Source organism: [Borrelia] tanukii (assembly GCF_030439725.2).
Lineage (GTDB): Bacteria > Spirochaetota > Spirochaetia > Borreliales > Borreliaceae > Borreliella > Borreliella tanukii.
In genome coordinates this window covers 516527-538352 of sequence record NZ_CP124034.1, presented here as the reverse complement: position 1 = coordinate 538352, position 21826 = coordinate 516527, and the positions used below count along the sequence as shown (strand labels likewise).

At 27.7% G+C, this 21826-nt stretch carries 12 protein-coding genes and 1 pseudogene; 5 read left to right on the top strand and 8 right to left on the bottom strand.

The window, feature by feature from the left end:
- Positions 1 to 8: 8 nt before the first annotated feature.
- Positions 9 to 798 (bottom strand): annotated as a pseudogene (locus QIA27_RS03140) (type III pantothenate kinase).
- Positions 791 to 2605 carry a hypothetical protein gene (locus tag QIA27_RS03135; protein ID WP_301403584.1) on the bottom strand — a complete coding sequence of 605 codons (1815 nt, stop codon included), beginning with the start codon at positions 2603 to 2605 and terminating at the stop codon, positions 791 to 793. The pseudogene QIA27_RS03140 and the gene QIA27_RS03135 overlap by 8 nt, the downstream one beginning before the upstream one ends.
- A 105-nt stretch (positions 2606 to 2710) precedes the next feature.
- Between QIA27_RS03135 and QIA27_RS03130 the strand changes: the two genes are divergently transcribed.
- Entirely contained in the window at positions 2711 to 3130 is a 420-nt protein-coding gene (locus tag QIA27_RS03130) for a hypothetical protein (protein ID WP_301403583.1), read from the top strand.
- A 26-nt stretch (positions 3131 to 3156) separates the two neighbouring features.
- Here the strand turns inward: QIA27_RS03130 and QIA27_RS03125 are convergent, their stop codons facing one another.
- A complete protein-coding gene (locus QIA27_RS03125; protein ID WP_301353814.1) occupies positions 3157 to 4011 on the bottom strand; it encodes an inositol monophosphatase family protein in 855 nt (284 codons plus the stop codon).
- Positions 4012 to 4716: 705 nt separating this feature from the next.
- Positions 4717 to 6255 (bottom strand): NAD(+) synthase, encoded by a 1539-nt coding sequence (nadE, locus tag QIA27_RS03120; protein ID WP_301403582.1) that lies wholly within the window; start codon positions 6253 to 6255, stop codon positions 4717 to 4719.
- A gap of 378 nt (positions 6256 to 6633) precedes the next feature.
- Between nadE and grpE the strand changes: the two genes are divergently transcribed.
- Genes grpE through rlmB form a run of 4 tightly spaced genes read left to right on the top strand, consistent with a single transcriptional unit; the run spans position 6634 to position 10965 of the window.
- A complete protein-coding gene (grpE, locus tag QIA27_RS03115; RefSeq protein WP_301353811.1) occupies positions 6634 to 7197 on the top strand; it encodes a nucleotide exchange factor GrpE in 564 nt (187 codons plus the stop codon).
- Positions 7198 to 7221: 24 nt separating this feature from the next.
- The gene (gene dnaK / locus QIA27_RS03110) at positions 7222 to 9129 is read left to right on the top strand and encodes a molecular chaperone DnaK (protein WP_301353809.1); all 1908 of its coding nucleotides are present in this window, start codon (positions 7222 to 7224) and stop codon (positions 9127 to 9129) included.
- Positions 9129 to 10223, top strand: a complete 1095-nt coding sequence (gene dnaJ, locus QIA27_RS03105) for a molecular chaperone DnaJ (RefSeq protein WP_301353808.1) — start codon at positions 9129 to 9131, stop codon at positions 10221 to 10223. The genes dnaK and dnaJ overlap by 1 nt, the downstream gene beginning before the upstream one ends.
- 1 nt (position 10224) lies before the next feature.
- Positions 10225 to 10965 (top strand): 23S rRNA (guanosine(2251)-2'-O)-methyltransferase RlmB, encoded by a 741-nt coding sequence (gene rlmB, locus QIA27_RS03100; RefSeq protein WP_301403581.1) that lies wholly within the window; start codon positions 10225 to 10227, stop codon positions 10963 to 10965.
- A 58-nt stretch (positions 10966 to 11023) separates the two neighbouring features.
- Here rlmB and trxB read toward each other — a convergent pair whose 3' ends face one another.
- The 4 genes from trxB to QIA27_RS03080 all read right to left on the bottom strand — a co-directional run bounded on the left by trxB (position 11024) and on the right by QIA27_RS03080 (position 21825).
- A complete protein-coding gene (gene trxB, locus QIA27_RS03095; protein WP_301403580.1) occupies positions 11024 to 12004 on the bottom strand; it encodes a thioredoxin-disulfide reductase in 981 nt (326 codons plus the stop codon).
- Between the two features lie 70 nt (positions 12005 to 12074).
- Positions 12075 to 13775, bottom strand: a complete 1701-nt coding sequence (gene pheT / locus QIA27_RS03090; protein ID WP_301403579.1) for a phenylalanine--tRNA ligase subunit beta — start codon at positions 13773 to 13775, stop codon at positions 12075 to 12077.
- Positions 13763 to 15325 carry a phenylalanine--tRNA ligase subunit alpha gene (pheS, locus tag QIA27_RS03085; protein WP_301403578.1) on the bottom strand — a complete coding sequence of 521 codons (1563 nt, stop codon included), beginning with the start codon at positions 15323 to 15325 and terminating at the stop codon, positions 13763 to 13765. Before pheS ends, pheT begins: the two co-directional genes overlap by 13 nt.
- An 11-nt stretch (positions 15326 to 15336) precedes the next feature.
- The gene (locus tag QIA27_RS03080) at positions 15337 to 21825 is read right to left on the bottom strand and encodes a SpiroCoCo family coiled-coil protein (RefSeq protein ID WP_301403577.1); all 6489 of its coding nucleotides are present in this window, start codon (positions 21823 to 21825) and stop codon (positions 15337 to 15339) included.
- Position 21826 lies beyond the last annotated feature (1 nt).

The window sequence follows — 21826 nt, the reverse complement described above, 5'->3', positions numbered from 1 at the left end:
TAAATATTTTAATTAATAAACTTAAAAGACAATAGAATTTCCTAAAATTCTAATACCTTCTACAGTTAAATGAATATTAAAAATAAACTCTAACTCAATTAATGGTAAAAGCAGGTTTGCATTACCCCCAGTAATTATTAAATTAAATTCTTTTCTATACATCTTTTTAATATCACGATAAACACCTTCTATTAAATATTTATATTGATAAAACAAACCGCTGTTTACACTCTCAGATGTAGTTCTCTCTAAAAGATTACATGGGGTGCTAATGGGAAATTTCTTCAAAAGATAGGCATTATCTAATAAAGAATTAAAATTTATCAAAGGACCAGAATTAATAAGACCACCAAGTATTCCATCCTGCCTACTAACAGCAAAAATAGTACAAGCTGTTCCAAGATCTACTACCAAAGCATTCTCCAATGAATAATTTTCAATAGCTGCCACAAGATTTGCAAAAACGTCTGAACCTAATAAAAATTTACCACTTTTGTAAGGATCAAATGTTAAATCATAATCCAAATCAAAACTAATAAACAAAGGTTTTATCTTTAAAAAAGAAAAAATGACATTTTCAAATATTCCATTAAGAACAGGAACAACACTACTTATAAAAACTTGATTTACATTAAAATTAAAATTTTCTTCAAAAAACCTACAAGCCTCATCATACCTTAACATAAGATTTGTCTTCATTTTAATAAATAAATCAACTTTATTATCTTTAAATAAGGCAAAAGCAATGCTAGTATTTCCAATATCAATTATTAATTCTAATAATAAAGGCTTATTCATAAATATTTATTTTTTTTGCAATTTTGTCAAATCTTAATAAAAGATTAAAGATCTTCTTTTTCTTAGGTGTTGCTTTAATAACCAAAATTTTACTCAAAGGATAATACTTCCAACCATCAGAATATACGTAAAACTTATAATCTGTAAACCAATCAATTTCTCTAAATCTAACTAATGTTGGATTTAATATATTTCCAAAAAATATATAGTTTGAATAATTAATCTCTTGATCAAAATTAATTATAACTTTGTCATCAGTAATTTCACTATTTAAAACCCTAGACGCAGCATATATCCATCTGATAGATCCACGGTCAGAAATAAAGATAAATTGGGGCATGTATTTATTATCAATAATATCAGAATAATAGCTTTCATAAGGAATTTCTTTAACATAATCACTAATTAAAGAATAATAAATCACATTAAATGAAAGCTTTAATATTAAATTATCTTTCAAATAAGATGATATTCTTTTAAGAACCCCAGAAATTTTTAATGCATACTCAACAACATCAGATGAATTAATATTATTATTTAAAATATACACTTTTCCTTCATCTGTAACACCAAATAAAGTAAATACAAATTTATAAAGTTCCTTTTTAAAACTTGAATAAACAGAATCATCATTGCTAATCTTAAGAAACGTAAGATAATTAGATAGAATGTTGTAAGTTTGGCTAAAATCAAAATTAGAACTTAATATTTTTTTAGGATTTTTGAGAAGATTTAAAGCATAGTCCAACTTGGAAACGTTTTCTGATAAAAAAATTTTTTCCAAAAGACGAGGATCTTCCTTTAAATAAACCATAAGTCTGTCTTTCTCAAGAGAGTCAATAAAAGTTTTATTTCTTGATAAATAAGAAAAAAATTTATCAATTTGATCTGAATTAGCATAATAATTCAAACTTAAATAAGTAAGTTTATGTTCATTTTTAACTAATAAAGAATCTAATTTTAAAAATATTGATTCGTGCTCTCCTCTAATTAAAGATTCTGCTAAAAAACAAACCATTAGATTTTCATCAAAGCTATAAGCACCGTATTTAAGCCATCCCCCCCTTGAAACATTCAAATTAACAGGATTGTTCCAAAAATCATAAGCGCTTTGTCTAAAATTATTTAAAGTTTCATTAAAAATTTTACTATCCACCTCTTTAATTTTTGAATGCATAATAGAATGATCTAATATATTGCTTTGATTACCCTCTATAATGGAACTTGGAATATTTTTCTTTGGCGAATCAATATAAATAGCATTTCCAATTTTAAATGTTGACTGGGGAAAAATTAAAATATCTTTTTTTCTTATTTTTACATTTTCTCCTAAAAAGACTTTATATTCCAAATTTTCTCCTTGCCTTATTGAAATAGTAGGCTTATTTAATAAAACTTCATAATGATCTTCAACCTCATAGCTTAACAAAAAGCTCTTAGAGAGATTTGATTCAATACTAAAATTATTTTCTGAATCAAAAAAAAATCCTAGAAAAATATTATTTTCAAAATAAACATAAATACCCATGTCTTGCACTTTATAAGATATGGGTAAAAGATTTAACCCTGTTTCTAAAACAATAAGTGGATTAAGTTTGGACAAAAGTATCCTAAGTCCCCTAACATTAACAACAATATCATTTAAAATATATTCGCTATTTTCAACCTTATTATTTACTTCTAATTTTACATCTTTTAAAAAAAATATATTTACGTTTAAATTCCTAAATTGCAAAAATATAACAACAAATAATATTAAAACACCAAGTAATAAATTAAAAGCTACCGCCTTTAAAAGCCCCTTCATATGATGATTCTAATCATAAAAAATCAAAATATCAATATTGATTGCATAAAAACAAAAAAAATAATAAAATGTATAGGTTAGTTAATCGAGTAGGAGCATAAGTATATGAAAATTCCTAAAAATTATATTCCAGGAACAAATCCTTATAAGTCTCTACCTAAAAAACCTGTTATTGAAAATAAGAAAAAAATTACCAAAAAACAAGAGCAAATTAATTCAGAAATTATGAAATCGCAAGAGCGTATTTTGAAATTATATATGAGACGCTTGCAAAAAAAAGATCAAATAACTCTTCAAAATTTTATTCTAGAAGGACATAAGATTGGTTCCAAAATTTTCAACAATTTGCCAAAAACATTAAAAGAAATAATAGCTTTAATGAACATGGAATCTTTAAAAGTGCTCAAAAAATATACAAAAAATCCAATTAAAATGCTTTACATAAAATTTTCAAGCTGGACCTTAAATAAGCTAATCAAAACACTCGACATTGAATCTAATAATAAAACTGCAAAACATAAATAACTATTTTCAAGTTATTTTTAAATATCTTACTTATTAAATTTTTTATTCGCAATTTTTCTTACAACGTCTATTGTTGATTTATTATCAGAATAAATAAAAAAATCTTTCAAGGACCATCTTTTATGATTATTAGACTCTAAAATGTACATTGAATCTAGGATATCCAATGTCATTTTATTGCCACAATAAAATTCACCAACCATACCCAATTTATCCCCAATGGCTAAACACGCTGCAATATCCCAAAGTCCTACAAAAGAAAAATAGGCCTTATAAGAACCTGTAAAAAGTTTAGCAAAAGAATATACACAAGAGCCATTAATATGAATATGAGAAGAAACATTAAGATTAAATGACCTTATAATAGACTTTGAAATTGCAAGCAAACTGTGGGTATTATAACATTCAGAATTGGTAAAAATAAACTTACTAAAATCTTTTCTTAAAGGATAGCTACCAATGTTTTTTTTAGCATAAAATACACTGTCTTGAAAGGTAATAAAAAACTCTCCGCTTAAAGGAAGAGAAATAGCTCCTTCAATAATTTTTCCACCACTAGCAAAAGCTAGCGATATTCCATATGAAGGAAGACCTGCTGCAAAAGAGGAAGTTCCATCAATCGGATCAATAATAAAAGTATTCTTTGACATTAACGCATCTTTAATATACTCTTCTCCATAAGTAGATATTGTTTCTTCCCCAAGAATAAAATTACCGGGCTTTTTGATTTCTTTGGATAAGAATTGCTCAATTTGCTTATCAACCTGAGTTACAATAGACCCATCAGATTTAAAATCCAAACTTAATTTATCACAACCACTTAATGCAAGCCTAGTTGACTCATTTAATAAAAATATAATTTTTTCAAAATCCCAATCCATTTTTATCTCGATTCTTTTATTAATAATAAATTTTAAAATTGAAAAATCATCTCTAAAAGCATAACTTTGACAAATTAACTATTTTTTAATAAAGCATTTATAAAATAAAATGTTCTAAATTAAAATAACTTTTACTAAAAATAGTATAAAAATCATAAATATCCATACCCCCCAAACTTTTTTATTCTCAATCTCATAGATCATTAAATACTAAAAGCTGAAAAAATTTATTAAACACAAATTCTTTTTTCTCAGGCATACATAGTTTCCAATTACAAAAGTAATACACATAACACTTCTAAATTCAATAAAAATAAATATTACTAAAAGTCTTCATCTACTTTATTTAAAAGTATATAAAAATTCAATTTGAACTTAAAAAGCTGTTTTAAATTTTTTGGTAAGTAAATTTTCAACATTGCTAACCAAATTTAATTATATTAATATCAAGGCACTTTGTGCTTTCAAATAATAACTTTAAATACTTTTGTTATTAAACTTTTAAAAAGTAAATACTCTGTAATTTTTTGATACAAACAGCATCATGATATAAAATTTAAATCCTATTGCTTTTTTGAATTGTATTTTTTTTATTTTCAAACACATTAAAAGATATTAAATCTCAAATTTTTACCGTAAAAAATACTATTAATAAAATTCTAAAAAAGAAAGAGAATTTAAAAAAAACTAAGCCTATCCATAATTTCAAACCATATTATTTAAAATAGGAATTGAAAGTTCAAAACCAAAGGTCTTTTTAGAAACCTTAACTATAGGAACTCCTTGTCTTCTTTTGTATTCATTTTTAAAATAAAGATTTAAAACTTTATCGACTATGCCTTTTTCAAAATTAAGATAAATTGAATCTACAGATTCATTGCTAATCAAATATCTATTTAAAATATCATCAAGAACTTCATATACTGGAAGATAATCACTATCTTTTTGGTCAAACCTTAACTCAGCCGAAGGTTCCTTTAAAATAATATTAACAGGAATAATACATTCATCAAACTTTGCATTAATATACTTTGCAAGATCATAAACCTCCCTCTTAAAAAGATCTCCAATCAAAGCTAATCCCCCACAAGTATCTCCATATAGGGTACAATAACCAACTGCTATCTCACTTTTATTGCCAGTATTTAAAAGCAAAGAATTTTGAGAATTACTATAAGACATTAATAAAAGTCCCCTTAATCGAGCTTGTAAATTTTCTCCAGTAACGCCTTTAACATCAAAATACCCTTCAAAAAATCTACTACTTACCTCAAACAAGTCTTTTATTGGCATTTCAATCAATTTAAAACCTAATTTTCTAGAAAGCTCTTTGGCATCAGAAATAGAATCTACTGATGAAAATTTACTAGGCATAGAAATTCCAACAACATTCTCAGCGCCCAAAGCAAAACATGCAAGACACGCAACAAGGGCAGAATCAATACCACCAGATACTCCCAAATGAACCTTAGAAAATCCCGAAAAATAAATATATTCTCTTAAAACAAGAGATATTGCTAAAATAATTTTTTCAAAAAGCTCATTACATGTATCAAATTTTAAATCTTGAAATGCATCATTAGATATAAAATCAAATTCAAATCCTTTAGCTTGTTTTAGCTTCCCAAAACTATTAATAAAAAAACTACACCCATCATAAACTGCAGAATCTTCAGTTCCATAATAATTTGAATAAACAACATCCAAATTATTCTCAACAGCAATTCTTTCAAAGAATTTTAACCTAAGATTATTCTTTTCCCTGGTGAAATAAGATTTGGATGGTACTATTAAATACTGAGCCTTCTTTAAATTCTCACCAAATTGAGGATTTAATTCTTCAAATAACAAAGAATCCTCAAAATTTAATACAGCAAACACATTGTCCTTATAATTAAAAAACTCGGGTAAATTGTATTGTGATACAGTTAGAATAACTTTATGATTACTGATGACAGAAATAATATCTACAAATTTGCCACCCTTATAAGCACTATGACCAAAAACAATTAAAGTTCTATCATTAACCTGTTCTTTCATAAATTCAATGAATTTACATATATTTTGATAATATTTAGAACGCTCAAACAACTCAACATACTTAATATTGCCTAAAAACATAGAAGGGAAAACTAACACGTCTGATCCTTTTAACAAGGCTTCACCATAATTAATTTTAAAATCAGCAATACATTTATCAAGATCTAAAACTCTGTATTTCGTTTGAGCAATGCTTATTTTCATAGGTAAATAATAAGCAATAATACATTAAATTACAATAAAAATTTAATAGCTTAGCAAAACCAATACTGATCCATATTTTAACAATATCCTAAAATTGCGGGTATCTATAAACTCACAAAAAACAAACAAAATCAAAAAATGATCCCAAAAATATTCTAATAAATAAAAAAATTAAAATTTTTTATTTTGACAAAAAAATACACACGAACATTTTTGCCAAATAACAATATGTATCAATACAACACTATTACTAAAAGCTTAAGAAAAATATATATCTTGCAAATGATCAAAATGAATCAATTTTAGTAAATTTTAAGAAAGAAAAAAATTTGTAAAATATTTTTTTTAAAGATAAAATGCTTTATCAAAGGAGGGAAAATGGAAAAAAAAGAAACTAAAACCGAAACCGAAAAACCCAACAAACAAGATAACAAAAATACAAAATCTCAAAAAAAAGAAAACTTAAATCTGGTAAATTCTGATAAAAAAATTACCGAGCTTGAAAATGAAATTTCCAATCTTAAAGATTTGTATTTAAGAAAACAAGCAGAATTTGAAAACTTCAGAAAAAGATTAGAAAAAGAAAAAGACAATTTTGTTAAATTTGCAAATGAAACAATAATGAAAGATGTCGTTAATTTTCTTGATAACCTAGAACGAGCTATTAACTCTTCAAAAAAATCTAAAGATTTTGACAACCTATTGACAGGAATCAGTATGATTGAAAATGAAATACTATCAATCTTTGATAAAAAATATAATTTAAAAAAATTTGGAGAAAATGGTGAAAATTTTGATCCAAGTCGTCATGAAGCAATAAGCATTGAAGAGAAAGAAGATCTTAAAAATCCAGAAATAGTGGAAGTATACCAAAAAGGTTATTGCTACAACGACAGAATATTAAGAACGGCAAAAGTTAAAGTTGCTCAAAGTAAAAATTAATTAGAAAAGAAGGAGGTTTATAATATGGGCAAAATAATAGGTATTGACCTAGGAACAACAAACTCATGTGTAGCTATAATGGAGCATGGAAAGCCAGTTGTAATACAAAATTCAGAAGGAGGTAGAACCACTCCATCTATTGTTGCATACACAAATAAAGGCGAAAGACTTGTAGGACAAGTAGCAAAAAACCAAATGGTTACAAACCCAGAAAACACAATTTATTCTATTAAAAGATTTATGGGAAGAAGATTTGAAGAGGTTGCAAGCGAAATAAAAATGGTTCCTTATAAAATAGAAAAAGGACTAAATGGCGATGCACGAGTAAACATTTCCAATATAAAAAAGCAAATGTCGCCGCCCGAGATTTCAGCAGCAACTCTTACAAAAATGAAAGAAACAGCAGAGGCTTACTTAGGTGAAAAAGTTACAGAAGCTGTCATTACAGTCCCTGCTTACTTTAACGATGCTCAAAGACAGGCTACAAAAGATGCTGGGAAAATAGCGGGTCTTGAGGTGAAAAGAATTGTTAACGAACCAACTGCTGCTGCTCTTGCTTACGGAATTGAAAAAAAACACGAAGAAATTGTTGCTGTTTACGATCTTGGTGGAGGAACATTTGACATTTCAATATTGGAGCTTGGAGATGGTGTTTTTGAAGTAAAGTCAACCAATGGAGACACACACCTTGGAGGCGATAATTTTGACGATGAAATAATAAAGCATTTAATTTCAGAATTCAAAAAAGAAAGCGCTATTGATTTGTCAAACGACAAAATGGCTCTTCAAAGACTTAAAGAGGCAGCCGAAAAAGCTAAAATAGAACTTTCAGGCGCACAAGAAGCTTCAATAAATCTTCCATTTATTACAGCAGATGCAAATGGTCCAAAACACTTACAACATACTCTAACAAGAGCAAAATTTGAACAAATGGTAGACCATTTAGTTCAAAAAACAAAAGAACCATGCCTTAAAGCTATTAAAGATGCTGGACTTAAAGCTTCTGACATCAATGAAGTAATACTTGTAGGCGGATCAACAAGAATTCCTGCTATTCAAAAAATTGTAAAAGATATATTCGGACAAGATCCTAACAAAGGAGTAAATCCAGATGAAGCCGTAGCAATTGGAGCTGCTATTCAGGGTGGTATTTTAACTGGAGAAACTAAAGACATGGTACTCCTTGACGTTACTCCACTCTCACTAGGAATAGAAACACTAGGTGGTGTGATGACTAAACTTATTGAACGAAACACTACAATTCCTACAAAAAAAAGTCAAGTATTCTCAACAGCTGCTGACAATCAAACCTCTGTTGATATTAAAGTCCTTCAAGGTGAACGTGAAATGGCAGCACAAAATAGAATACTTGGTAATTTTATACTTGATGGAATACCAGCAGCACCAAGAGGAGTGCCTCAAATTGAAGTCAGCTTTGACATTGACGCTAATGGAATAGTTCACGTGTCTGCAAAAGATATGGGAACAGGAAAAGAACAAAAAATTAGAATTGAATCATCATCGGGACTCTCTGAATCAGAAATAGATCGCATGGTAAAAGATGCAGAAGCTCATGCGGAAGAAGATAAAAAATTAAAAGAAAATATTGAAGCAAAAAATACAGCTAATTCTTTAATTTATCAAACAGAAAAATCATTAAAAGAATATTCTGAAAAAATTTCAAGCGAAGACAAAGAAGCTATTGAAAATAAAATAAAAGAATTAAAAGAAAGTCTTGAAAAAGAAGACATCTCACTTATAAAATCTAGAACAGAAGAACTTCAAAAAGCTTCTTACAAGATAGCTGAAATGATGTATAAAGATTCTTCTCAGCAAAATGCAAGCAGCCAACAAGAAAATAGTACCCAAAGCAATACAAGCGAAGAAGGCAAAGAAGCTGATTACGAAGTTGTTGACGAGGATAAAAAATAGTGAAAAAAGATTATTATGAAATTTTGGGGCTCTCGAAAGGAGCCTCAAAAGATGAAATAAAAAAAGCTTATAGAAAAATAGCAATTAAATATCACCCCGACAGAAATCAAGGGAATGAAGAGGCCGCTTCTATCTTTAAAGAAGCTACTCAAGCTTATGAAATTTTAATAGATGACAATAAGAAAGCCAAATACGACAGATTTGGACATTCCGCTTTTGAAGGAGGAGGATTTGAAGGGTTTTCAGGTGGATTTAGTGGATTTTCAGATATATTTGAAGATTTTGGCGATATTTTTGATTCATTTTTTACTGGAAACAAAGGACAAGAAAAAAACAGAAAACATGCAAAAGGTGAAGACGTAGGATATAACATAGAAATATCTCTTGAAAATGCATACTTTGGTTACAAAAATAATATAAACATAACAAGACAAATACTCTGCCATTCTTGTTTAGGAAAAAAATCCGAAAAAGGTTCAAGCCCTTCAATCTGTAACATGTGTAATGGCAGCGGAAGAGTAGTACAAGGCGGAGGATTTTTCAGAGTTACAACAACATGTTCTAAATGCTACGGTGAAGGTAAAATAATATCAAACCCTTGTAAATCTTGTAAAGGAAAAGGAAGCCTTACAAAGCAAGAAACTATTCAATTAAACATTCCTTCAGGTATTGATAATAATCAACAAATAAAAATGAAAGGCAAAGGAAATGTTAATCCAGATAACCAAGAATATGGTGATCTTTATGTAAAAATATTAATAAGATCTCATAAAATATTTAAAAGAAATGGTAAAGATCTCTACGCAATGCTTCCAATAAGCTTTACTCAAGCAGCCCTTGGAAAAGAAGTAAGAATAAAAACAATCGCTTCAAAAGAGATCAAAATACAAATTCCAAAAGGAATAGAAAATGAAGAACAAATTTTAATTAAAAACGCAGGAATGCCAATTCTTCAAACCGAAAAGTTTGGAAACTTAATATTAATCACCAAAATAAAAACACCTAAAAATTTAAATTCTAATGCTATCAAACTTTTTGAAAGCTTGAGCAAAGAAATAAGAGATGGTGATGAAATAGATTTACTCAAAGTATAATATGTATATAACTCATGCCAATTCAATAATTGAAAGCATAAAAAATAATAAAGGATTTGAACTTTATATATCAAAAAAAAGTTCAAAAACTAAAGAAATTGAAAAACTGGCTAAAACACAAAATATAAAAATAAGAAGAATAAGTATAAATGAACTTGACAAAATTCTTAAAAACAAAGACCACAGAGGATTTGCATTAAAATTAAAACTTGAAAAAAATAAAAATGTAAAAACACAAACCAAAGACTTTGAAAATTTACTAGAAACATTTAAAAAAAAAGAAAATGCTTTCATCTTACTTCTAGATGGAATAGAAGACCCCCAAAACTTCGGAGCAATCCTTAGAACAGCAGAACAGTTTAGCATAGATCTTGTAATTACTACTCAAAAACGTAGCGCAAAAGACAATTTGACAGTTTTGCGCACTAGCTCTGGTGCAAGTCAATATGTAAAAAAATTAACAGTGGCAAACATAAACAATACAATAAATTTTTTGAAAAAAAATGGCTTTTGGATATACACTGGTGATGTTAAAGGACAAGATATAAACAAAATTAAAATAAACGACAAAAAAATTGCACTTATTTTAGGAAATGAAGGGAAAGGCGTACACAAGCTAATAAAAGAAAACTCTGATTTTTTAATAAGGATACCAACTAGCGGCAAAATAGACTCACTTAATGTTTCCGTATCCACAGGCATTTTAATCTTTGAAATCAAAAGGCAACTAAATCTACTCTAAAACATTAAATTAAATAAAAACTTCATTTAAAAAAAACAAAAAACCATTTTAATAAAAACTATTTTAAAAAATTTCCTAACTCAACAGAAGCAATAAACCCCTCAGCAGCAGCAGTAATGGCTTGGGCATAAAGTTTATTACTAACATCTCCACATGAAAAAACACCCTCTACGCTTGTTTTAACAACATCCTTAGTTACAATAAACCCTTCTTCATCTAAATCTAAAAACCCCTTTAAAAATTCTGTATTCGGTTTATAGCCAACAGCCATAAATACAGCATTTGCTTCTAATTCATAAACAACATTATCTTTTTTATTAAAAATCTTAACCGAAGAAACAGAAGATTGGCCATCTACTTCTATGGCTTCTGAATTATACAAAATTTCAACATTTGGCAACTTCGCAACACTATCTCTTAACATAGCAATAGCTTTAAGATAATCTTTTCTCACAATAATATAAACCTTATCCGCTAATTTGCTTAAATAAATTGATTCTGAAAGGGCAGTATTGCCTCCACCAATTACCGCAACCCTTTTCCCTTTGAAAAGATGTCCATCACAAATAGCACAAACAGAAATACCCTTATTCCAAAATAAATCCGAATTTTTAAGAGTTTCAAGTTTTTGGGGTTTTGATCCTGAAGCAATAATAACAGCTTTACTTTTATAAACATAATTTTCTGTATAAAGGTAAAAAATACTATTATCCCTTTTTATATACAAAACGGTTTCGAGAAAAGTTTTAGCTCCAAGATTTACCGCTTGCTCCCTCATATTTAACATCAACTCTCTACCACTTATTCCATTTTTAAAGCCAGGATAATTATAAACTTCTGTGGTTGTAGTAAGCTGTCCCCCAGGTTCAGGACCTTCTAAAATAGCAACTTTATAATTACTCATAACAGAATAAATCCCAGCTGTTAATCCAGCAGGACCAGATCCTACAATTATTACATCTTCAATAAATTCTACCTCTTTTTGAGATGAATTTTCCTTTTTAATCAAATTTATATCAATGGTTTCAAATTCTAACATATCTAAATTTCAAGTTTCTCTTAAAATCTTTAATACAAATCTTAATATTGCTGAAATTAATATTCAATGCTTAAGATTGACTCATAAGTTTATTGATATTAACCTCAAAAACAGAACATGGAATAAAAATGCCAAAATTATTTAAAACATAAGGTGAAATTTCACCAAAACTACCTACATTAAAGCCTTCAATCAAAATATCTGCCCCCCTGCCACTAATATAAAAAGTGGTTTTTGATTCTCTTAAATTAATCTCAATATTTAAATAATAAAAAAGTGTTGCAACAATTGAATTAATCTCATTAAAAGAAATTTCTTTACCGGCCATTAAAAAAGCTAAATTGGTAAAAGTACTTGTTCCTTCAATAGTATCCAAATTTTTTAAAGCCACCTTACCAACTTCAAAAATTTTATGTGGATAAGGAAAATTAGAACTAATACTTTCTGATTTTAATAAATTAGGAATTATTGATGCCCTAATATATTCATAATTCTCTGTCATTGGATTAGATACTTTTAGAAAATTTTGATCATTAATATTCATTCTATCAATAAAATCTTTCTTAGAGCCCATATAATTATAAATCATCTCTTGAAATCCCATACCCACCATCAAATTTCTAACATCCCTTGAAAACTCTTCCAAAGCACTAAGCTTTCCCACTGTAAAGGATTTGGGAAGATCTGGACGAAAACTTGCAAGACCTTCCCCTATCATTACATCTTCAATTACATCAACCTCATGAAGAAAGTCGTTTCTATAAAAAGGTGGAATAACATAGTTTTTTAAGTCTTTAGAATAAGAACTTACTCCCATTTTCTTTAAACTAAGGCAAATACGTTCTAATGTTAAATTGCTTCCAAGCAGTCTATTAACATTTTTTACATTAAACTCTACTTCTTCTTGAAAATAATAAGGGCATACTAATTCTTCAAAACCTAAATCAAAAGGCTCTCTAAACACAGTTTTTACGGGCAAAATTTCAAAACCCATATCATAAAAATCACAAGCTGCTACAGATAACGCTAACAAAGTTGCTTCAAAATCAATACCCGTAACCTCAATAAATAAATCGGTATCACCAACCCTTAAAGATCCAATATTGTTAGAATTAATTATTGGGGGATAAGAGACTACATTGTTATTATTATCTAATAATAACGGATACTTATCAAAATTTTTAATAATATGGGAATATTCTAACCCTTTGGGATGCTTTTCATTTATTTCTAAAAGAGAAAGTTCAAAATCCATTCCCAAGGGAACAAACTTGTGATTAGGAGATGAAGCAACATAACTTATTGGAAATTCAATAAAATTAGAATTATACATCCCCATTGCGACTCTTCTTCTTTTTTGTCCATAATTTTGACAAAGTTTTTCTTGAAATTGAATTAGTGTCTCAAGCATTCTGTCATTAATAATTAATCCTTTTGCTAAAAATCCAAAAATAAACGGCCTGATTTGAGACATTTTATTATCAACTAAAATTTCACCATAATGCCTTTTAAAATCTCCTTTTTTTGAAAAAAAATCATAATAAGGCATTTCTCCAAAAAAATACGTTTTTATTTGACGCGCAAGTCCAGTATAAGACCACAAATCTGGTCTATTTGTATCATTAAATTCTATTTTGATTTTTCCCGAACTTTCATCAAACCCATCAAATTCTGCTTTAAATGGTTCAAGTAATTCTGAAATTTCTAAATTTGTAAAATTTTTTCCTATTTTATCTAAAAAAAGATTTTTGTAAATTTCTACCTTTGGCATCTCATCTTTCCTCGTCTTAAAATAACATCGCCAATATCATAAGTAAAAAGATCTCTTAAATCATTTAAACCTAAGTGCATTAAAGCCATTCTATCTATTCCAATCCCCCAAGCAATAACAGGAAGATCAATGCCCAAAGGCTTTGTAACTTCTGGTCTAAAAATTCCACTTCCTCCAAGTTCAAACCAACCAAGAACAGGATGTTTTACATGCATTTCAATCGAAGGCTCAGTAAAGGGAAAATATGCGGGAACATATTTAACTTCTGTAGCGCCCGCAAGCTCCTTGGCAAAAATTTCAAGAAGGCCCAGCAAAGTTTTAATGTTAGCGCTATCCTCAATAACAATCCCTTCGGTTTGATAAAAATCGACTCCGTGAGTTGCATCTACTTGATCATATCTAAAACATCTAATAACTCCAAAATATCTACCTGGGTTTTTGGCATTAATTAATTGCTTTGCAGAAAGAACAGTACCCTGAGTTCTTAAAACTAATCTCTTAGAAAGATCTTCACTAAAACTATACCTCCAACCTCTTGAACCTGTTGCATATCCTGTTTCATGAGCTAATTTTACATTAGAAAAATAAGGTTCGGGTAAAGATTTTTGCATACTAGGATCTGAAATATAATAAACATCCTTAATGTCTCGAGAAGGATGGAATTGGGGCATAAAAAGAGCATCGTTGTTGAAAAATTCTGTTTCTACTAAAGGACCGTCAAACTCTTCAAAACCAAGACCTACTAATTTGTCTTTAATTTTAGAAATATAATCTAAATAAGAATTAAAGCGCCCAATAAAAGTTTTAGCTGATGGAATATGAATATTATAAGCTCTAAATTTTTTATTCTCATACGTTTTATTCTTTAAAATTTCGGGAGTAAGCTTAGTAAGCTCATCTCCTGTCAATTTACTTTTCATTAAAAAATTTTTTACTTCCAACCCAAAACTAGATAATCTAAACTTCAAATCAAGTTTTTCTATTATTTTAAAAAATACAGAATCTGCTCCTTTTTTTTTAGAAAAATTTGATATTAATAAAAGCTCTTCAGTTGTCAAACTTTCTCTGAGAAGATCACCTCTTTTTGCTCTTTCTAACAAAACACGTATTTTTTGATAATTAGCCTCTATGTCGTCTAAACAATTTACAATAATCTGTTTATTTGAATCAAGAGAAATAATGCCTTCTTTTAATAAATTACCAAACGCTTTTCTCACCTCTTTAACATCAAGATCAAGCTCTAAGGCTAAATTTGAAGCCAACACTGCTTTTTTAGATACCAGATTTATTATTTTTTCCTCAACAAATCCAGTTCTTAAAGCACCAAGACCCCTTTCTGTTGCTTTATAAAATACATTCAATTTTCTATAAATTTCTTCAATAATTCTTTTAGAATTTAACCATTCAATTGTTTTATTTGCTTGACCTTCATTAAACCCCAATTTTTCAATAATAATTGAAGCAGAAATATTATCCTCTTTTTTATTATTTAAAATTACTTTTATTTCAAGAGGATGTAATGTTTTTATTAAATTTAAATCTGCCTTCATAAATATAACCCTTAATCACCCTTGTTGCTTATACCAAGCTCTAAAATAAGCTCAACTTCTCCAATAGATAATTTAGTAGCTCTAGAAATTTCTTCAGCACTCCATCCCTGCCTCATTAATTTTATTACAGAATTTCTAACAGTTTCATTATTAAGACCAACATTATCTTGATATTTAGAATCTGTTTTGACAAGAATGCCAAGAGTTTTGATTCTCTCTTCTGCTGCAAGATTTAAATTCTCTAGCCTTGTTTCAGATTTCACTACCTTCTCTCTCATGGTCAAAGTGTTTTGCAGCCTATTTTCAATATCTAAGAGCATTTCCTTTAAATTTTGAGCATTAATCAAAACTTCTTCTGACAATCCTTTGTTTAATAAGAGATTTGAAACAATATTTTCCATATCCTTGAGATTGTTCTGAAACTTAGTGCTCTCTTTACTTAAAGCATTAAATCTTTTCTCTACTTCATTTATTAAATCAAAATTTTTATCAACAGACTCTATAGTATTCTTTAATATACTCTCTTTGTTGCTAATTCTTTCATAACTATCAAGAATAGTTCTCTGCTCATCAGCTATCTCTTTTATTTTGGCTTTATAAATTTGCATTTCATCATAAGATTCGATTAAGCTCTTATATCTACTGTCAAATGAAGAGTAAAATTCAAAAAATCTATTAAAATCATTCTTAATAGCCTTAATAGATTCCTGCTCTAACTTTAACTCATTAAAAGTTTCTATGATACCTAATGTTTCTTTTTGAATACTATAAAACTCTTTGTTAACGTTTTCAAAATTATTTTTATATTCCTGAGCAAGATCTATCTCATTTTTTAAAGTTTTCCATAATTCTTCCAACTTGTCCTTAAGAGAATAAGCCTCCAAAAATATCGAATTATTTTTTTCAAGCTCAGCGTCTAGTTTTTTAAAATTTTCAATTTGAAAATTTATTTTATTATAACTCTCTTCAAATTCTTCTCTCAAATCAGCTTTATATTCAACCAAATTGTCTTTAATATCACTAACAAATTTATTAAACTTAACATCACAATTTGATATTTTAGATTCAAGTTCTAAAATATTAGTATCCACTTCTTTCAATAACTCTTTATGATTTTTCTTAAATTCAACCTCAAATTTATCAATTTGTTTTTGTAAGTCATTCTTTACGGTTTCAATTTCCAAAGTTGAATGTTTTAAACTTTTTTTAAGCTCATCCTCAAATAAACCAAAATCTGATTTTATAGATTTAGAAAACGAATTATATTCATTCTCAATTGATGTCTCAATACTATTTCTGTATAAACTAATTTTTTCAGAAAATTCTGAAATATTTTTATGCATTAATTCAATTTGCCCTTCAAAGCTTTCTTTATCATTAGAAATTACATCAACCATTTCCCGCCTTACTTTATCAAGATTAGCAGACAAAATTGTAAACTCTTGCTCTAATTTTTGATTAAGCTCAAAAATCCTATCTTCAAGATTCTTTTGTTGAGTCAAAAATTTCACTTCTGCTTGAATTAATATATCTTCGGTTTTCTTATTAACCCTTTCGTCTATTTTTTCTACTTTAAAATCAACAAATTTTTCAAGATCTAAAACTTTAAGATTTAACGACTCACCAATATTTTTAAAATCAATATGAACTGATTGTTCGATTTTTTTAGCCTCGCTTTGCAAATTGCCAAAAATCTCTTCAGCCTTAATCTCAAAACCATCTTTAAAAGATTCTAAGCCAATTTTAACATTAAGAATATCATTCTCAAACGATCTAATTCCAAGTTCAGCAAGATTTATTCTCTCCTCTATTGCACTATAAGATTTTTCTTGCCAATTTTTTACATCATCTTTAATATTTAAAAACCAAGAATCAATAATATTTTGTTTATTATTTACAAAATCAATAAATTCATCTACTCTCCCAGTAATATTGGTTTCCATTAAAGCTATCTCGCTCTGCATATCTTTTTTTTTAGAAGAAAATTCTTTAGTAAAATCCAAATAAAAATTTTCTTTATCTTTTTTCATTTTTTGTTCAATATCTAAATGGAAACTTTGAATAAGCTCTGTTTTGTTTTCCAAATTTTTAGACAAATCGTATTCTAAATTTTGAATTTTATCATTATATGAAGCAATAAAATTTTCCAAAGAATATTTAAGCTCTTCGCCTCTAATTTTCAAATCTTTAAAAAAATCTTCTTCTAATAACTTAAGATGCGACGAAACATTGTGATAAGACTCTTCTTTTAATCTAATAATATCTTTTTCAACATTATTTAAATTAGATTCTAGATTTTTAAGATTTTTTAGTTGAGATTCAAGTTCAAAAATCATATCTTTATTTGAATGTTTAAATTCCTCACTTAAAGTTGTAATATAGGAATTTGATCTCTCTAAAAACTCATCGTACATATCAGCATACTTTTTCTCAAGACCATCATATTGACTTAAAGCTAAATTATCAATGGTTTTAATTTTGCTATCAATTTTACTCTCCAAATTTAATTGCCCCTCATTGCACCTTTCTTCAAGTTCAATATACTTAAGATTAAAATCATTAGTTATTTTATCAATACATACATTCACCTTATCATTCAAATTTTTCTCTATGCTATCAAAAGTATTTTCAATAGATTGTAAAGAATCAATTCTCTTATGAATTTCATTTTCATACTTTACAATGTCATCATCAATTAAAGTGTTTGCCTTTTTTATACAAAACTCAAAATGATTTTTTATATCCTCTTCAACGCTTGCCTTAATCTCTCCAAATTGAGAATTTATAACACTGTAACAATCCTTAATTTTATCTCGCAATTCCTTTTCAAACTCTAGAATATCTTTTGACCTTTGCTCTATTATCTCAAAATTATGATCCATTTCAGAAATCTTAATCTGCAAATTTTCATCATTATTTGTAAGTGTTTTATAGATTTCATCTCTAATTTTTGAAATAGCTCCCTCACTTTCAATTAAAAACGTAGAATATCTCTCTTCAAAATTGCTCTCAATAAGTTTAAATCTTTCCTTATAAAGATCGTTTAAAAACTCAGACTTACTCTCAATATTATTCTTAAGATCATTTGTTATCTCTCCAAATCTCTCTTTTGCTTGCATAATATCACTATCAATCATTCTCCTATAATCAATTGCTTCCTCTAATCTAGATTTATAATACTGTTCAATCTCTTTGACAAACTCACTAATTTTTGCCTCTCCATCATCTGTTAGATCTTTAATTTTTAATTCAAATTTTTCAACTTGATATTTTGATACATCAAAAGATTCCTTAAGTTTTTGAAGATTTTCATCCATACCTTTGCTAAGACTATCTATTCTATCTGTTAATCTTCTATTTAGATTTTCAATCTCATGCATTATTTCATTTTCAAGTTTACTAGAAATATTTTCTGAATACCCTCTATAATTAGATATAACCTCATTATATTTTCCATTAATTTCTTTGTTTATATCATTAAACTTTACACTAAGAGAATCAAGAGTAATGTCTATATTAGCCTGAAAAGAAGCAATATCGGTTCTTTTATCCTGTAATAGACTATCAACCTCTTTAACAAATTCCTCTGAATTATTTAAAACTACAGCAAACTTTTTTGACAAATTTTCCTCAAGATCTCTAGTCTCTTTATTGAAATGGTTCATTATATCCTGCAAAAGCTCATCAGAATATATAGCACCTTGATTTCTAAACTCATCTATTTTTTCAAGATAATAGCTCTCAAGACTTTCTATGGAAAATTTAAGCTCTTTAATTTTTGTAGTCACCTCAGAATCTATTAGATCCAGATCCACTTTACCCGAAGACAATAAATTTTCAATTTTAACGGTTATTTCGTTTAATTTGCCTTGCCAATCGCTAAGCTTGCTGTCTACTTCGTTGTTAATTGAATCTTTCCTATTTAAAATATCTTTAGAAATTCTATCTAAAAAATCATCAATTTGCTTCTGATTGTCCGATTTTATATTAGAGACAATCTGTAGTTTTGATTCAATAAATTCATTAAGATCAGATTTAAAATTATTTAAAACATCTTCTGATTCAATCTTGAAATCTTTTAATTTATAATCACATTCTTCAATTTTACTGATAACAAAAGCGTTCTTATCATCAAATTTTTTGTTCAAATCTTCAAGCATAAATACACTTTTATCTTTAATTATTTCTGTTTGCCTATTAATAAATTCTTTAATTTCTAATATAGCCTCATCACTTTGTGAATATGACATATCCTTTAATTCTTTATATTTTTCTATTACTAAACTCTCAATATCACCTGTTTTTAACAAAACATATTCCATTCTATCATTAACATCTTTTTCCAGATTTTCTATTTTTAAAGTAGCAGATGAAAGTAGCTCTTCACTAGAGATCTTAATATCAAGCAACGATTTATTTAAAGCAATAAGCTCATCTTTCCAACTGCCATGCATATCCATAGCTTTTTTTTGAATATGATCTGAAAGATCATTAAAAACATTCTCACTAAGCTCTATTCCTTTGTCTTTTTGAGTCTGAATTAAACTTAGAAATTCTTCATTTGTTTTATTTATTTGAGATTCAATATTTTTTAAATTAGAATCCATTTCATCTTGCCACTTTGAATATTGAAGCTTACTTTCTTCTAGCTGACGAACAAAAATATTTACCTCATCGTAATAACGATCCTTAAACTCTAATATATTTTTTCCAATTTCATCTTTAATGTTAATTAAACTAGTATTAAAATCTGATTTTAAAATCTCTTGGTTTTTTTCAAAAAAATTACAAAAAGATCCAATTTCATCTTCTAATTTTTTATTTAAATCTTGAAATTCTTGATAATTATTAGCCGCTTCTTGAGAGAGTGTGTCAAATTTTTCACCATAAATTAAAGAAAATTCATCCATTTCTGCTGTTAATTTATCTTTAAAGCCTTTATATTTAGATTCCATTTGATCCTCAAATTTAGAGCTGGTAGAATCCAAAGATTCAAAAAGAGTCTTGTACTTGGCATTTATATTATCACTTAAATTTGAATAATTATTATTAAACCTGCCATCAATTTCTTCAAAATTAAAAATCAAATTATCATTAAGCTTAATAAGTTTGTCTTGAATATTTGAATCAACATCTAAAAGTTGAGATTCTAATTGCATTTTAAGTTGACTAATATCATATTTAAAACTTTCACTAAACACCTCAATATCTGATCCAAACTTATTTTTAAATTCAAGATACATTCCATTAGAATCATCTTCAAGCTTCTTCATTAAGTCAATAGCGCCTACCTGAACACTTTCCATTTTAGAATTCAAATCTAGCAAACTAAGCTCTACCCTTTCTCTAATGTTCTTATCAACTTGACTTATTTTATCTTCATAATCTTCATAAATATTTTTAAGATTCAACTCAAGTTGAGATCTAAATTTATCAAAAACATTATCAACTTGCTCCTCATACTTTCCCATTTCTATTCGTATTGACTCTTCAAGTGAATTGATCCTTGAGTAAACATTGTCTTTGAAAGAAGAACTCATGGAAGAAATTTCATCATCCACCAAAATTAATTTACCCTCAAGTTTATCTTGAATGTCCTTAGAACGATCATCAACGTATGTAAAGATATCCTTAAATTTATTTTGCAATTCCTCATTCAGTCTATTTAGAATAAAATCCTCTTTCTCATTAATTTTATTCTTTACACTTTCCATAATAAGCTCTATAGAATCTTCTATTAACTTATATTTGTTTTCATAAAAACTAAAAGAACTTTCTATCTCTTTGTTATATTTGCTAATATTAAATTCAACTTTTTCAAGAAAATCTTTAAATTCTAAATCTAATTTCTCATTGCCCTTAACTAAAATATCCTTTTTTCTCTCTTCAATATTTACCAAATCTTTTTCATAAAGAGCAATCTCTTTATTCAAATTATCCATTTTAAAAACAAGATCCTTAATATTAAGATCAAACTTTTCCCAACTAGCAATTTTAATAGACTCAAGATTTTCTTTATTGGTTTTGTCAAATTTCTCTAACACTGAATTCAAATTTGATTCAACAGAATCGATCTGTGTATTAAATCCTTTTAAAGTTTTTGAAAGTTTATCTACTATTTTCCCATCAACTTGTAATCTTTGTATGTTCTCTTGAACTTTAAAGGACATTTCATCAAGATCCTTAAGCATAGAATCATGATAAGCTATCTTTTTTTCAACCTCTGCAAAATCATTGCTTTTGTTTTTAATCTTTTTCTGAACTTCGTCAATCTTTTTTATTATTTCTATACTAGATCTTTGATAAGCTTCCATATCAACAGCAAGATCATTAATTTCTTTTGTTTTATCTTCAATAAAATCTTCAAGATTAACCTTTGCAAGATCAATGAACTTTTTAATTTTATCTAAAGCTCTAGAACGCTTATCATATTGCCTATAGACAAACAAAACTATTGAAACCACAAAAAGGTTAACTAAAATAGTCGCAAAATCTATCATA